Source organism: Derxia gummosa DSM 723 (genome assembly GCF_000482785.1).
Lineage (GTDB): Bacteria > Pseudomonadota > Gammaproteobacteria > Burkholderiales > Burkholderiaceae_E > Derxia > Derxia gummosa.
This window is the reverse complement of the sequence record NZ_AXWS01000013.1, coordinates 182,083-196,599: the sequence shown is the minus strand read 5'-3', so window position 1 is coordinate 196,599 and position 14,517 is coordinate 182,083. Positions and strand designations below refer to the sequence as shown.

Genomic DNA, 14,517 nt, shown 5'->3' with positions numbered 1-14,517 from the left:
CATGCCTGTCATCAACCTGCTCCAGGCCGAGACCACGCTCTCCCGCCTTATTGACGACATCGAGCAGGGCCGCAAGCGGGAGATCGTCATCGTGCGCAACGGTCGTCCGGCCGCGAAGCTGGTGCCGATCGACGAGCCAGCGCCCGGTCCACGCATCGGCGTCGCCAAGGGACGCTTCGACATCCCCGATTCGATCGACGAGCACAACGACGAAGTCGCCCGCCTGTTCGTCGGCGCCGCGCCGTGAACCTGCTGCTCGACCCCTTCGACCGCCTCATCGTCGCCCAGGCCCTTGTCGAGCCGATGCGCCTGCTCACGCATGACGCCACGGTCGCGCGCTACAGCGACACCGTCATCCTCGTCTGACCCGCCGCCGCATCCGGCGGCACCGACGGCCCGCGCAAGCCCGCTCCGCCCTCACCCCGCCTCCACCCCCACGCTCCTGCACCCCCGCATCACCTCCAGAAACGCCTCCAGAATCGGCGACGCATCGTCATGCCGGTAGATGCAGCTCAGGTCGATCGTTGCCGGCTTCTTCGTCCTGAGCCGCCGGTACACCACCGACGGCAGCGCCAGCGCCGTGGCCGATTCCGCCACCAGGCAGGCGCCCAGCCCGCTCGCCACGAAGGCCACCGCCGTCACCGCGTCGCCCACCTCGTGCGCGACCGTCGGTGACAGCCGCTCGGCCGCGAACAGTTGATGCACCTTGTCCACGAAGTTGGGCCGGCCGGTGCTCGGGTACATGACCAGCGGCTTGCCGACCAGGTCGCGGATGGCGATCTCCTCCTGCGCGGCCAGCGGATCGAGCGCGTTGATGGCCACCATCACCGGCTCGATCGCGAACAGCTCCGACGCGATGTCCGGCTCGGGCGCGAGCAGGCGGTTGAAGCCGACCGTGATGCGCCGCTGGCGCAGCGCCTCGATCTGCTCGGCCTTGCCCATCGTGTGCACCGCCATCGTCACGCCCGGATGCGCGGTACGGAACGCGAGCAGCACGCGCGGGATGAGCAGCAGCACGCCCGAGCCGAACACCGCGATGTCGAGCCGCCCGAGATGGCCCTTGGCCGCGCGCTGAACGCGGTCCACCGTCTGGCTCACGACGGTCTGGATGTTCTCGGCCTCGGCCAGCATCAGCTTGCCGGCCTGGGTCAGCTCGACGCCCTTGGGCGTGCGCACGAAAAGCTGCACGCCCAATTCCTCTTCAAGCTGCTGGATCTGGCGCGTGAGCGGCGGCTGCGAGATGTGCAGCCGGGCGGCGGCGCGGCCGATGTTGAGTTCGCGCGCGACGGCGATGAAATACTTGATGTGGCGGAGTTCCATGGCTCTTTCGGCTGTGGCGGCGCGGCGTCGGTGTTTGCCCTCGGCGCGGCCCGGCAAGGGCGCGCGGCCGGCGCCCGCGATGCGCGCGGCGCAAGGGCTGCTGCCTGCGTGATGCGCGCAGCGTATCGCCTTGTCATGCGCCGCAGGTATCGGGTTTGGCCGGAAACGGTATTGGACGCTATGGCGGCGGCCTCCTTAGCGTATGCCTGCCGCCCGTGCCGAGCGCCCCGCAACGAGGGTCGATCCGGCAGCGAGCGCGGCGCGTCGCCTTCATGGCGACGACCACAAAGTACCGAGAGGAGACAGGAATGACGACTGGCCGCCACCTGGCGCCGGGGCGCCCGCGCGCCTGCGCGCTTGCGATCGCCGCAGCGCTGCTCGCCGCCGCGCCCGCCACCCGCGCCGCGACGATCGACACCGGCAATCCCGACATCAAGCTGCGCTGGGACAACACCTTCAAGTACAGCGCCGGCTGGCGCGTCGGCTCGCCCGACCAGAAGGTGGCGGCGTCGGCCGCGAACCCGAACGTGGACGCGGGCGACCTCGCCTTCGACCGTGGCCTCATCAACAACCGCATCGACTGGTTGTCGGAAGTTGACGTCGCCTGGAAGGGCATGGGCGCGCGGCTGTCGGGCGTGGCCTGGTACGACAACGTCTATCAGCGCGACGGCAACGACTTCGCGGGCGCGACGCCCAACACGATCTCGGCGCTGCAAGGCGGCCGCAACAACGTCTTCACGCCCGAGACGAAGCGGCTCATGGGCAAGTACGCGGAAGTCTCCGATGCCTTCGTCTACGGCAGCACCAACCTCGGCGAGGAGCAGAAGCTGAGCGTGCGCGCCGGCCGTCACACCCAGCTCTATGGCGAGACGCTGTTTCTCGGCGCGAACGGCATCGCTTATGCGCAGGGGCCGGTGGACCTGATCCGCGCCTTCTCGCAGCCGAATGCGCAGTTCAAGGAAGTCGCGCTGCCGGTCGGGCAGCTGTCGTCCAACCTGTCGCTCAACGAGAACGTCTCGGTCGGCGCCTACTACCAGTTCCAGTGGCGGCCGCTGCGCCTGCCGGCGACGGGCAGCTATTACAGCCCGGCCGATTTCGTCGGCGACGGCGCCGACCTGCTGCTCACGCCCGCCGGCGGCGCGGCCAACCGCACGGGCGACCGGCGCGGCAGCAATACCGGCCAGTTCGGCGGGCGCATCAAGTTCAGGCTGCCGGGCAGCGACACCGAGTTCGGCGTGTACGCCGCGCGCTATCACGAGAAGTCGCCGATCCCGGTGCTCAACGCGGCCGACCCGGGCGCCTTCAACGGCGGCAGCTACGCGCTGTACTACCAGAAGGGCATCCAGACCTACGGCCTGAGCGCCTCGACGCTCGTGGGCGAGACCAATGTCGCGGGCGAAGTGTCGGTGCGCCGGCGCACGCCGCTCGCGCCGCTCGGCGACCTCGTGGTCACGGTCGATCCCAATGCCAACAACAGCAACAACGCGCCCTACGCCCTCGGCAACACGCTGCATGCCAACGTGAGCGCGATCAGCGTCTTCCCGGCCAGCGCGCTGTGGCAGGGCGCAAGCGTGGTGGGCGAGCTGGCCTGGAACCATCTGATGTCGGTCACGCACAACCCGACCAGCCCGGTCACGCCCGGTGGCGCGCTCAACGCCACCCACACCCGCGACCATTTCGGCGCGCGCGTCGTGTTCCAGCCCGAGTACTTCCAGGTTCTGCCCCAGCTCGACCTCCAGGTACCGATCGGCATCGGCTACGGCATCGCCGGGCGCTCGGCCGTGTTCCAGCTTTTTCCGGAGCATGCGGGCGACCTGAGCGTCGGCTTCAACTTCGAGTACCAGAAGCTCTGGCGCTTCGGCCTCCAGGCCACGCACTACTACGGCAGCGCGGGCGCCGCGCCCACCACCGACGACGCGGCCAGGGGCCTCATGGCGAGCTACCGCCAGTACTACCGCGACCGCGACACCGTGAGCCTCTGGCTCCAGCGCAGCTTCTGACCCACCGCCCCGAGGAGACATCAGCATGAACAACCGCACCCTTGCGGCGGCCGCGATCTGCGCCGCCTTCGCGCTGCCCGCGCATTCCGCCGTCCCGGCCGACGAGGCCGCCAAGCTCAAGACCACGCTCACGCCGCTCGGCGGCGAGAAGGCCGCCAATGCCGACGGCAGCATCCCCGCCTGGGACGGCGCCGGCCTCAAGGGCTACACCGGCCCGAAGGTGGGCGACATCCCCGCCGCGCCCTTCGCCGACGAGAAGCCCGTCGCGCAGATCAGCGCGAAGAACGCCGCCCAGTACGGCGACCGCTTGAGCGACGGCACGAAGGCGCTGATGCAGAAGTACCCCGACAGCTTCCGCGTCGACGTGTTCCCGACGCACCGCACCGCCACCGCGCCCGACTACGTCATCGCCAACACCTTCGCCAATGCAAGCCGTTGCAAGACGAAGGCCGGCGGTCTGTCGATCGAGGGCTGCCACGGCGGCGTGCCCTTCCCGATCCCGAAGGAAGGCATCGAGCTGTACTGGAACTACATGCTGCGCATCGAGAGCGAGGCGGTGGAGCACGGCTTCAAGAACATCGTCGTGTCGGCCGACGGCTCGCGCGCGCTCGCCACGCGCAACGACGAGGGCTGGAACTTTCCGTACTACTACAAGGACGGCTCGCCCGAGAAATGGAACGGCAAGTACTTCCTGCAACGCTTCAACACGACGGAGCCGCCGTTCAAGGCCGGCGAATCGCTCGTCATCCACGACAGCATCGACGCGAGCGAGCCGCGCCAGGCCTGGCAATACCTCGTCGGCCAGCGCCGCGTGCGCCGCGCGCCCACGGTGGGCTATGACACGCCGGACTTCGTCGCCTCGGGCGCCAACTACTTCGACGAAGTGATGGGCATCTTCGGCGCGCCCGACCGCTATGAATGGAAGCTGGTCGGCAAGAAGGAGCTCTACGTTCCGTACAACACCAACGCGATCGTCACCGCCAAGGTGGACCAGCTCTTCGCCAAGCATCACCTCAACCCCGACAAGCTGCGCTGGGAGCTGCACCGCGTGTGGGTGGTCGAGGCGACGGTCGCGCCCGGCAAGCGGCATGCGGTGCCCAAGCGCCGCTACTACTTCGACGAGGACAGCTGGGTACTGCTGCTGGCCGACGGCTATGACGCCGAGGGCAAGCTCTGGCGCACGACGCAGATGCTGCCCTTCGTGGTGCCGGCCGTGCCCGCGGTGTCGGTCAAGCCGGCGGCGGTGTTCAACCTCCAGGCCGGCACGCTGAGCGCGGTGCAGTTCCTCAACGAAGAGAACTACCGCGTCGTGCCGCGCAAGCCCGAGTCCTACTACACGGGTGACGCGGTCGCGGCGGACAACGCGCGCTGATCGCAGGCGGCGCGGGCCGGTGCGCGCCATGCGCGCGCGCGGGTCGGCGGCTGCCGCCGAAGGGGTTTGTCTCCCCGGGCGCCAGGGCATTGCCACGAAGGGTGGTGCGCGCATGGCGCTTGTTTCCCGCGCGGGCCGACCGCCCGCGCGTCTTTTCCCGCAACGGGGTTCCGACATGAACAGATTCCTTCCGGTCCGGCCGGGCAGGGCGGCGCTCGCCTTGTCGCTGGCGCTAGCGGCGCTGAGCGGCGCGGCCGTGCTCGCTGCCTCGTCGCCGTCCACGCCCGCCACCGACCTGCTCGACCGCCCCGCGCGCCTCAGCCCGCGCGCCGAGGGCGCCGTGCTCATCGGCATCGCGCGCGCCGGCTCGCGCCTCGTCGCGGCCGGCGAGCGCGGCACGCTGCTGCTGTCAGACGACAACGGCGCGCACTGGCGCCAGGCGCCCGCGCCCGTCAGCGTCGCGCTGACAGCGCTTGCATTCCCCACGCCGCAGGCCGGCTGGGCCGTCGGCCACGGCGGCGTCATCCTCGCCACTGCCGACGGCGGCGAGCACTGGACGCGCCAGCTCGACGGCCGCCAGATCGGCGCGATCGAGATCGCCGCCGCCGAGGCCAGCGGCGACGCCCGCGCCCTCAGCGACGCCCGCCATCTCGCCGACGAAGGCCCCGACAAGCCGCTGCTCGACGTCGCGTTTGCCGACGCGCAACGAGGCATCGCCGTCGGCGCCTTCGGCCTCGCGCTCGCCACCGATGACGGCGGCCGCAGCTGGCACTCGATCCGCGCCCGCCTGCCCAACAAGCTCGGCAAGCATCTGTACGACGTGGTGTTCGACGGCGACCGCGTGCTGGTCGCGGGCGAGCAGGGCGCGCTGTTCCGCTCGACCGACGGCGGCGCGCATTTCGAGGAGGTGAAGACGCCCTACGCCGGCAGCTTCTTCGGCGTGCTGCCCGGCGAGGGTGGCGCGCTGCTGCTCTACGGCTTGCGCGGCACGGTACTGCGCAGCACCGACGACGGCGCGAGCTGGACCCGCATCGACCTCGGCCAGCCCGTCACCGTGAGCGCCGGCGCCCGCCTCGCCGACGGCAGCCTCGTGCTCGCCGACGAAACCGGCCGCGTGCTCGCCAGCCATGACGGCGGCGCCAGCTTCGCGCCCCGGCCCGTCGAGAGGCCCTTCGCCTTCACCGGCGCCGTGCAGGCCGGCGACGGCAGCCTCGTGCTGTCGGGCGTCCGCGGCCTCGCGCGGCTCGCGGCGTCGGCCGACGGGGCGGCGCCCGCCTCGGCGTCGGTCTCGGCCAGCGGGGCGGTGCCCGCCACGGCCGCCTCCGCCACTTCTCCCGCAGCCAAGGCCCAGCCATGAGTCACGCCCCCAGTTCCACCGCCGCCGAGCCTGTCATCGCCGACCTCGCGGATTTCGACCAGCGCTCGGGCTCGATCGTCGAGCGCGCGCTGTTCAACCACCGGCACATCGTCGTGCTGCTGTGCGCGCTCGTCACCGCGCTGCTCGGCTGGCAGGCGCGCCATCTCGAACTCCAGGCCGCGTTCGAGAAGATGATCCCGACGCGCCATCCCTACATCGCCAACTGGCTCGCCAACAAGGACCAGCTCGCGGGCCTCGGCAACACGCTGCGCATCGCGGTGGAGGCGAAGGGCGAGGCCGGCATCTTCGACCGCGCCTATCTCGACACCGTGCGCCGCATCAGCGACGAGGTGTTTCTGTATCCGGGCGTCGATCGCCCCTACATGAAATCGCTCTGGGCGCCCGCCGTGCGCTGGACCGGCGTGACCGAGGACGGCCTCGACGGCGGCCCCGTCATCCCCGACGACTACGACGGCTCGGCGCGCGCGCTGGAACAGGTGCGCCTCAACGTCGAGCGCTCGGGCGAGATCGGCATGCTCGTCGCGCCCGACTTCCGCTCCAGCATTGTGCTGCTGCCCTTGCAGGACACCGTGGCCGAGACCGGCAAGCCGGTGGACTACCACGCGCTCTCGCTCAGGCTGGAGGAGCTGCGCGCGAAGTACGAGGCCGAGGGCGTGACGATCCACATCACCGGCTTCGCCAAGGTGGTCGGCGACCTGATCGACGGGCTGAAGCAGGTGATGCTGTTCTTCGCGATGGCGATCGCCATCTGCACCGCCGTGCTCTGGTGGTACACGCGCTGCGTGCGCAGCACGGTGCTCGTGGTGGTGTGCTCGCTGGTGGCCGTGGTGTGGCTGCTCGGGCTGCTGCCGACGCTCGGCTATGCGCTCGACCCGTACTCGGTGCTCGTGCCCTTCCTGGTGTTCGCCATCGGCATGAGCCATGGCGCCCAGAAGATGAACGGGATCATGCAGGACATCGGGCGCGGCACGCACCGGCTCGTCGCGGCGCGCTACACCTTCCGCCGGCTCTTCCTCGCGGGGCTGACGGCGCTGCTCGCCGATGCGGTGGGCTTTGCCGTGCTGATGGTGATCGACATCCGCGTCATCCAGGACCTGGCCGTCACCGCCAGCCTCGGCGTCGCGGGGCTGATCTTCACCAACCTTGTGCTGCTGCCGATCCTGCTCAGCTACACCGGCGTGAGCGCGAGCGCCGCCGCGCGCAGCCTGCGCGCCGAGCAGGCCGGCGGCGCCGACGGCGACAGCAGCGGCGCCCAGGCGCGCCATCCGTTCTGGGCCTTCCTCGACCATTTCACGCGGCCGCGCTGGGCGCGCGTGGCGATCGGCGCGGCGCTCGCGATGGGCGCGGCCGGCTTCGCGGTGAGCACGCATCTGCGCATCGGCGACACCGACCCCGGCGCGCCCGAGCTGCGGCCCGACTCGCGCTACAACCGCGACAACGCCTTCATGGTGAAGAACTTCGGCGCCAGCAGCGACACCTTCGTCGTGATGGTGAAGACGCCCGAATTCGGCTGCGCGAGCTATTCGACGCTCGCCCGCGTCGATGCGCTGGAGGACGAGCTTCAGCAACTGCCCGGCGTGGTCGCGACCAGCTCGCTCGCGGCGCTGGCCAAGCGTGCGTCCACCGGCATGAACGAGGGCAGCCTCAAGTGGTACGAGATCCCGCGCACGCAAGACCTGCTCAACTCGATCGTCACGCGGGCGCCGCGCGAGATGTTCAACCAGCGCTGCGACCTGCTTACCGTGTACGCCTGGCTCGCCGACCACAAGGCCGACACGCTCGACAGCGTGGTGCGCACGGTCGAGCGCTTCGCGGCCGAGCATGACGCGGACGACATCCGCTTCCTGCCGGCGGCGGGCAACGCGGGCATCGAGGCCGCGACCAACATCGTCGTCAAGCGCGCCAACGTGCAGATGCTGCTGCTCGTGTACGCGGCGGTCACGGTGCTCGCCTTCATCACCTTCCGTTCGTGGCGCGCGGTGGTGTGCGCGGTGCTGCCGCTCATGCTCACGTCGGTGCTGTGCGAGGCGCTGATGGTGGCCCTTGGCATCGGCGTGAAGGTCGCGACGCTGCCCGTCATCGCGCTCGGTGTGGGCATCGGCGTGGACTACGCGCTGTACGTGCTGAGCGTGACGCTCGCCTGCCTGCGCGCCGGGCAGACGCTGTCGCAGGCCTATTACCGGGCGCTGCTGTTCACCGGCAAGGTCGTGGTGCTGACGGGCATCACGCTCGGCATCGCGGTCGTGACCTGGGCCTGGTCGCCCATCAAGTTCCAGGCCGACATGGGGCTGCTGCTCGCCTTCATGTTCGTGTGGAACATGCTGGGCGCGCTCATCCTGCTGCCGGCGCTCGGCCGTTTCCTGCTCGTGTCCGACCGTCCGGCGGCGCGGGCGCGCGAGGCGGGCGGCGAGGCCGGATTCACGCCGTCTGCGCGCGAGGTCAGCCCCTAGAATCGTCCGGCGCCGGTGGCATGCGGCCGCCGGCGCGGTCACGAGACGGCGGAACACCGCCGCAGGAGGAGACATGACCGGCGTGAATCTCAGCGAGCGCTACGACCTGCGCTCGCGTCTTCGTTTCGAGCCGCGCAACGGCCTGATCTGGCTCGGCGAATACAAGATGCAGCTGCTGCACGCGCGCGCCCTCGGCGCGCTGCGGCGCGAGCTGATCGAATCCCTCGGCATCGAGCGCGCGCGCGGGCTGCTCGTGCGCATGGGCTTTGCGTCGGGCCAGCAGGACGCGGCTCTCGTCAAGCGCATGGTCGGCGACGGCGACCCGGCCGACGCCTTCCTGCTCGGCCCCGAGATGCATGCGCTCGAAGGCGCGGTCAAGACGCGCATCATCCGCTCGACCATCGACGTCGCGCGCGACCGGTTTGAAGGTGAATTTGCGTGGGAGGTTTCAAGCGAGGCCGAGGGCCATGTGCAGCACTTCGGCATCGGCGGCGATCCGGCCTGCTGGATGCAGATCGGCTACGCCTCGGGCTATGTGACGGCCTTCATGAACCGCTTCGTCGTCTTCCGCGAGACGCAATGCATCTGCTGCGGTGCGGCCGAATGCCGCATCGTCGGCAAGCCGGCCGAGCAATGGAACGACCCGGCCTATCTCGCGTACTTCGAGCCCGACAACTTCCAGGGCGAGATCGCCGAGCTGCGCGAGCAGGTCGAGCGGCTCCAGGCTTCGCTGCGCGCCAAGGCCACGCCCTGCCAGACCGACCTGATCGGCGCCTCGCCGGCCTTTACCAAGGCGCTCGACCTCGCGGGCCGCGCGGCGCCGGGCCAGATCACCGTGCTGCTGCTGGGCGAGACGGGCGTCGGCAAGGAGCGCTTCGCGCGCTGGGTGCATGACCACAGCCCGCGCGCGGCCGGGCCTTTCGTCGCGGTCAATTGCGCGGCGATCCCGAACGACCTGATCGAAGCCGAGCTGTTCGGCGTGCAGAAGGGCGCCTACACCGGCGCCCAGCAATCGCGCCAGGGCCGCTTCGAGCGCGCCCACGGCGGCACGCTGTTTCTCGACGAGGTGGGCGACCTGTCGCCCTCGGCCCAGGTGAAGCTGCTGCGCGTGTTGCAGACCGGCGTGGTCGAGCGGCTCGGCGGCACCGATCCGGTGAAGGTGGATGTGCGGCTGGTCGCGGCCACCAACGTTGACCTCACGCGCGCGATCGCCGAGGGGCGTTTCCGTGCCGACCTGTACTACCGGCTCGGCGCCTATCCGGTCACGATCCCGCCGCTGCGAGAACGGCGCGCCGACATCCCGCTGTTCGTCGAGGCGCTGGTGCGCAAGTACGAGCGGCTGTACGACAAGCGCGTCGCCGGCCTCACCGACCGCGCGCGGCTGATGTTCGAGCAGTACGCCTGGCCCGGGAACATCCGCGAGCTGGAGAACGCGCTGGAGCGCGGCGTGCTGCTCGCGCCGCCGGGCGGCGAGATCGAGATCAGCCATCTGTTCGCGGGGCTGGACGATCCGCAGCGCGCCGGTGTCACGCTGGGCCACGACGGCCTGCTCGGCGCCGGCAACGAGGCCGCGCAGGACCGCGTGTGCGAGGAACTGCTGGCCGACGACTTCGATCTGGAAGCCCACGAGCGCCGCCTGCTCGACCTCGCGGTGCGCAAGGCGGGCGGCAACCTGTCGAAGGCGGCGCGGATGCTGCGCATCACGCGGCGGCAGCTTGCCTACCGCCTGCAGGCCAGGCCGGCGGCCGACGCGGCCTGAAAGCCTTTGCAAGCCGCCCGGCCGCGCCCGCGCATAACGGCGCGGCCGACCGGCGCGGCGCCGTTGTCCGCCGGCACTTGCAATACCTGAAGCGCATGAATAGCACCAACGGAAAGTATTGGACGGTATGACGAGCCGCTTCCTATCCTGACTTCACCGACGGCCCCGGCAGCGCATGCGCGCCGGGCGACACGCCGGGCCATCACCACCGAACACGAGGACCGGGACGACGACATGCGGCAGATCAGGCACTTCATCAACGGCGAGTACAGCGCCGATCCGGGCGGGCGCAGCTTCGAGAAGCGCTCTCCGCTCGACAACCGCGTGATCGCCACGGTGGCCGAGGCCACGCGCGCCGAGGTGGACGCGGCGGTACGCGCCGCCCGCGCCGCGCTCTCCGGCCCCTGGGGCCGCATGACGACCGACGAGCGCTGCGCGCTGCTGCACAAGGTCGCCGACGAGATCACGCGCCGCTTCGACGACTTCGTCGCCGCCGAGATGGCCGACACCGGCCAGCCGCATCACGTCATGACCCACGCCTTCATCCCGCGCGGCGCGGCCAACTTCCGCGTGTTTGCCGACACCGTGAAGAACGTGCCGACCGAGGCCTTCCAGATGGCCACGCCCGACGGCGCGGGCGCGCTCAACTACGGCCTGCGCCTGCCCAAGGGCGTGATCGGCGTCATCAGCCCGTGGAACGCGCCCTTCCTGCTCATGACCTGGAAGGTCGCGCCGGCGCTCGCCTGCGGCAACACCGTCGTCGTCAAGCCGTCGGAAGAGTCGCCCCAGACGGCCGCGCTGCTCGGCGAGGTGATGAACGCGGTCGGCATTCCGCGCGGCGTGTACAACGTGGTGCAGGGCTTCGGGCCGGACTCGGCCGGCGAGTTCATCACCACGCACGAGGAGATCGACGCGATCACCTTCACCGGCGAGACCCGCACCGGCACCGCGATCATGCAGGCGGCCGCCGTCGGCATGCGCGACGTGAGCTTCGAGCTGGGCGGCAAGAACGCCGGCATCGTGTTCGCCGATGCCGACTTCGACGCGGCGGTGGACGGCATCTTCCGCTCGGCCTTCATGAATACCGGCCAGGTCTGCCTCGGCACCGAGCGCGTGTACGTCGAGCGGCCGATCTTCGATCGCTTCGTGCAGGCGCTCAAGCTCAAGGCCGAAGCCGTCAAGTACGGCCGCCCCGAGGACCACGCGAGCAACTACGGCCCGCTCATCAGCCAGGAGCACCGGCGGAAGGTGCTGGGCTACTACGCCAAGGCGGTGGAGGAGGGCGCCACGGTCGTGACCGGCGGCGGCGTGCCCGAGCTGCCCGGCGAGCTGGCCGACGGCGCCTGGGTGCAGCCCACCATCTGGACCGGCCTGCCCGAGACCGCCGCCGTCGTGCGCGAGGAAATCTTCGGCCCCTGCTGCCACATCCGCCCCTTCGACGACGAAGCCGAGGTGACAGCGCTTGCAAACGCCACCGACTACGGCCTCTCGACCACGATCTGGACCACCAACCTCGCGCGCGCCCACCGCGTCGCCGCGAAGGTGGAAGTCGGCATCACCTGGGTGAACAGCTGGTTCCTGCGCGACCTGCGCACTGCCTTCGGCGGCAGCAAGCAATCGGGCATCGGCCGCGAAGGCGGCGTGCATTCGCTCGAGTTCTATACCGAGACCCGCAACGTCTGCATCAAGCTCTGAGCGCCATGGACCAGACCACCATCGAACGCCACGGCGACGAGCTGTACGACGCCCTCGTCGCGCGCCGCACCGTCGAGCCGCTGCGCCTGCGCGAGCCCGACATCACGATCGACGACGCCTACCGCATCCAGCAGCGCATGATCGCGCGCCGCCTCGCCGCCGGCGAAACCGTCGTCGGCAAGAAGATCGGCGTGACCAGCAAGCCGGTGCAGGACATGCTCGGCGTGTTCCAGCCCGACTTCGGCATCCTCACCTCGGGCATGGTCCGCGGCGAGGACGAGCCGATCGACCTGTCCGACCTCATCCAGCCCAAGGCCGAAGCCGAGCTTGCCTTCGTGCTCAAGCACGACCTCGTCGGCCCCGGCATCACGCCGATGGACGTGATCCGCGCCACCGACTACGTGACGCCCTGCTTCGAGATCGTCGATTCGCGCATCACCGGCTGGAACATCCGCATCCAGGACACGGTGGCCGACAACGCCTCCTGCGGCGTGTACGTGCTCGGCAAGGCCAAGGGCGATCCGCGCCGCATCGACCTCACGCTCGCCGGCATGCTGCTGGAGAAGAACGGCGAGCTGATCAGCACCAGCGCCGGCGCCGCCGTGCAGCGCGCGCCCGCCACCGCCGTCGCCTGGCTCGCCAACACGCTCGGCGCGCTCGGCATCCCGTTCAAGGCCGGCGAGGTGATCCTCTCCGGCTCGCAGTCGGTGCTGGTGCCCGTCGCGGGCGGCGACCGGCTTGCCTGCATCGTCGGCGGCCTGGGCGGCTGCCGCGTCTCGTTCACCGGAAGGAGTGCCGCATGAGCATGGACATCACGCTGGACCGCGAAGCCGTCGTGCGGCTGTGCGAGCGCGTCGAGGGCGCGCAGCGCCGCGCGCATGCGATCCCCAAGCTGACCGACGAGTACCCGGGCATGACCGTCGGCGACGGCTATGCGGTGCAGATGGAACTGCGCCGCCGCTGGCTCGAACGCGGCGTGCGGCAGGTGGGCTGGAAATGCGGCCTCACCTCGCGCGCCAAGATGAAGCAGATGGGCGTGGACGTGCCGAGCATCGGCTTCCTGATGTTCGACATGTTCCGCAGCGAGGGCGAGGCGATCGCGACCGCCGACCTCGTGCATCCGCGCGTCGAATGCGAGGTCGCCTTCATGACGAAGGCCGAACTGTGCGGCCCGCACTGCACGCGCGAGGAAGTGATCGAGGCGACGGACTTCGTGATCCCGGCGGTCGAGATCATCGATTCGCGGTTCTCGGGCTTCAAGTTCGATCTGCCGAGCGTGGTGGCGGACAACGGGTCGAGCGCGCGGTTTGTCGCGGGCGGCCGGCCGCGTATCGCGGGGGAGGTGGACCTGGGCAATCTCGGCGTCGTGCTGGAGAAGAACGGCGAGCAGGTGGCGATGGGCTCGTCGGGCGCGGTGCTCGGGCATCCGGCGGATGCGGTGGCGATGCTGGTGAACATTCTTCACGAGCTTGGCGAAACCTTGCCGGCGGGGAGCTTCGTGATGAGTGGGGGGATTACGGAGGCGGTGGCGGTTAAGGCGGGGGACAGCGTTATTGCGCGGTTTCAGGAATTAGGGGGGGTGGGGATGCGGTTTGTGTGACGTTTAGAGTTTTTGAACTAAGGTGGGACGTCTGCAAAATCGAGCTTGGCCAGTGTCAGCTGTTATTGAGATTAGGTGATTGCTGACGCTATCGGCAGATTTTGCAGACTTTATTAATGAGAGTCCGAATCTCAAACAGATGCCTCCGTGTCAATGTCCGGCAGTGGTGGTAGGCGTCGAATATTAAAGTTTGATGGTCCGTAAGTGCCAAGTTTATAGATTTCTAATTCTATTCTTTGGGCTGCTTTATAAAAATAGCGCAGCGCTTCGTCTGAGTGGATTGCGTCGACTAACTCATTCCAATTGCGTCCGCCGAAAGGTTCATTGGAAACTAAATTCGCAGACTTTAGAACTTTGATTGGCTTTTCTAGTGGGCCAAGATCTGAAATGGCGCTGGATGAAAGTTCGAATTCGACGACAAAATCGCGGGAGTGAGCAAAGAGATTTCTCAACGCAGCCAGAGCCTCTAAATCGGCTACGGAAGAGTCTCCAATAACGTCCTTGAGCTTGCATGGAAATACCTTTGGAATGAGTTCGATAAGTTTTCTTAGTGGCGCAGTCTGTGCTTCGCGTCGTATTGCCTCTGTGAGTTGTAAAACAGAGTCTACAAGAGGAGCAGACGAGACTGTTTCTACATGGTCTCCTGTTTTGAATTGCACTGGAGCAACGCTGCTATGACGAATCGCAACTTTTACATGCTCAAGCCTAATTCGAATTATTTCCGCAATAACGCATTCCGTATGCCCGCATAACATCAAATAAAAGAACTGCACAAAGCCTTTATATTCGGTCTCGGAAAGGTGCTCGCGATCCTGCCAAATGCGAGACAAGAAGGCGTGGCTGTTGCGACTGGAGGGGGAATAGAGTGGCATTTTCGATGCTTAGGTAGTGAAACAGGCTGTCCCGTTTGGAACATGTTGTGTGGTGGTCACCGAGTCGCGCT

General features: G+C 68.5%; 11 protein-coding genes and 1 pseudogene. 10 read left to right on the top strand and 2 right to left on the bottom strand.

Features of this window, described 5'->3' with window-relative positions; genetic code table 11:
* Position 1 precedes the first annotated feature (1 nt).
* Both H566_RS0111595 and H566_RS0111590 read left to right on the top strand, forming a co-directional pair.
* Entirely contained in the window at positions 2 to 247 is a 246-nt protein-coding gene (locus H566_RS0111595) for a type II toxin-antitoxin system Phd/YefM family antitoxin (RefSeq protein ID WP_028311559.1), read from the top strand.
* A gap of 11 nt (positions 248 to 258) precedes the next feature.
* Positions 259 to 366: pseudogene (locus H566_RS0111590) on the top strand (PIN domain nuclease); the annotation flags it as partial.
* 51 nt (positions 367 to 417) lie between these two features.
* Here the strand turns inward: H566_RS0111590 and H566_RS0111585 are convergent.
* Entirely contained in the window at positions 418 to 1,320 is a 903-nt protein-coding gene (locus H566_RS0111585; protein ID WP_028311557.1) for a LysR family transcriptional regulator, read from the bottom strand.
* A gap of 308 nt (positions 1,321 to 1,628) precedes the next feature.
* Between H566_RS0111585 and H566_RS0111580 the strand changes: the two genes are divergently transcribed.
* From H566_RS0111580 to dmpH, 8 genes are all read left to right on the top strand, one after another.
* Complete coding sequence (locus H566_RS0111580) at positions 1,629 to 3,320, top strand: DUF1302 domain-containing protein (RefSeq protein WP_051378671.1); 1,692 nt, start codon at positions 1,629 to 1,631, stop codon at positions 3,318 to 3,320.
* A 25-nt stretch (positions 3,321 to 3,345) separates the two neighbouring features.
* On the top strand, positions 3,346 to 4,692 hold the full coding sequence (locus tag H566_RS0111575) for a DUF1329 domain-containing protein (RefSeq protein WP_028311555.1): 1,347 nt from the start codon (positions 3,346 to 3,348) through the stop codon (positions 4,690 to 4,692).
* A gap of 175 nt (positions 4,693 to 4,867) precedes the next feature.
* Entirely contained in the window at positions 4,868 to 6,049 is a 1,182-nt protein-coding gene (locus H566_RS24635) for a WD40/YVTN/BNR-like repeat-containing protein (RefSeq protein WP_084545012.1), read from the top strand.
* Positions 6,046 to 8,520, top strand: coding sequence for an efflux RND transporter permease subunit (locus H566_RS24630; RefSeq protein ID WP_051378670.1), 2,475 nt, complete (start codon positions 6,046 to 6,048; stop codon positions 8,518 to 8,520). The genes H566_RS24635 and H566_RS24630 overlap by 4 nt, the downstream gene beginning before the upstream one ends.
* A 73-nt stretch (positions 8,521 to 8,593) precedes the next feature.
* Entirely contained in the window at positions 8,594 to 10,279 is a 1,686-nt protein-coding gene (locus tag H566_RS0111560; protein WP_028311554.1) for a sigma-54-dependent Fis family transcriptional regulator, read from the top strand.
* 234 nt (positions 10,280 to 10,513) lie between these two features.
* The gene (locus H566_RS0111555; protein WP_028311553.1) at positions 10,514 to 11,974 is read left to right on the top strand and encodes a 2-hydroxymuconic semialdehyde dehydrogenase; all 1,461 of its coding nucleotides are present in this window, start codon (positions 10,514 to 10,516) and stop codon (positions 11,972 to 11,974) included.
* A 5-nt stretch (positions 11,975 to 11,979) separates the two neighbouring features.
* A complete protein-coding gene (gene dmpE, locus H566_RS0111550) occupies positions 11,980 to 12,777 on the top strand; it encodes a 2-oxopent-4-enoate hydratase (protein WP_028311552.1) in 798 nt (265 codons plus the stop codon).
* Between the two features lie 8 nt (positions 12,778 to 12,785).
* The gene (dmpH, locus tag H566_RS0111545) at positions 12,786 to 13,574 is read left to right on the top strand and encodes a 2-oxo-3-hexenedioate decarboxylase (protein WP_245591354.1); all 789 of its coding nucleotides are present in this window, start codon (positions 12,786 to 12,788) and stop codon (positions 13,572 to 13,574) included.
* 131 nt (positions 13,575 to 13,705) lie between these two features.
* Here dmpH and H566_RS28980 read toward each other — a convergent pair whose 3' ends face one another.
* Entirely contained in the window at positions 13,706 to 14,446 is a 741-nt protein-coding gene (locus H566_RS28980) for a hypothetical protein (RefSeq protein WP_156924402.1), read from the bottom strand.
* Between the last annotated feature and the right edge of the window lie 71 nt (positions 14,447 to 14,517).

Excerpts from the sequence above, each read along its gene's own strand:
- H566_RS0111595 (WP_028311559.1), top strand. The coding sequence starts at position 2 with ATGCCTGTCATCAACCTGCTCCAGGCCGAGACCACGCTCTCCCGCCTT.
- H566_RS0111585 (WP_028311557.1), bottom strand. The coding sequence starts at position 1,320 with ATGGAACTCCGCCACATCAAGTATTTCATCGCCGTCGCGCGCGAACTC.
- H566_RS0111580 (WP_051378671.1), top strand. The coding sequence starts at position 1,629 with ATGACGACTGGCCGCCACCTGGCGCCGGGGCGCCCGCGCGCCTGCGCG.
- H566_RS0111575 (WP_028311555.1), top strand. The coding sequence starts at position 3,346 with ATGAACAACCGCACCCTTGCGGCGGCCGCGATCTGCGCCGCCTTCGCG.
- H566_RS24635 (WP_084545012.1), top strand. The coding sequence starts at position 4,868 with ATGAACAGATTCCTTCCGGTCCGGCCGGGCAGGGCGGCGCTCGCCTTG.
- H566_RS24630 (WP_051378670.1), top strand. The coding sequence starts at position 6,046 with ATGAGTCACGCCCCCAGTTCCACCGCCGCCGAGCCTGTCATCGCCGAC.
- H566_RS0111560 (WP_028311554.1), top strand. The coding sequence starts at position 8,594 with ATGACCGGCGTGAATCTCAGCGAGCGCTACGACCTGCGCTCGCGTCTT.
- H566_RS0111555 (WP_028311553.1), top strand. The coding sequence starts at position 10,514 with ATGCGGCAGATCAGGCACTTCATCAACGGCGAGTACAGCGCCGATCCG.
- dmpE (WP_028311552.1), top strand. The coding sequence starts at position 11,980 with ATGGACCAGACCACCATCGAACGCCACGGCGACGAGCTGTACGACGCC.
- H566_RS28980 (WP_156924402.1), bottom strand. The coding sequence starts at position 14,446 with ATGCCACTCTATTCCCCCTCCAGTCGCAACAGCCACGCCTTCTTGTCT.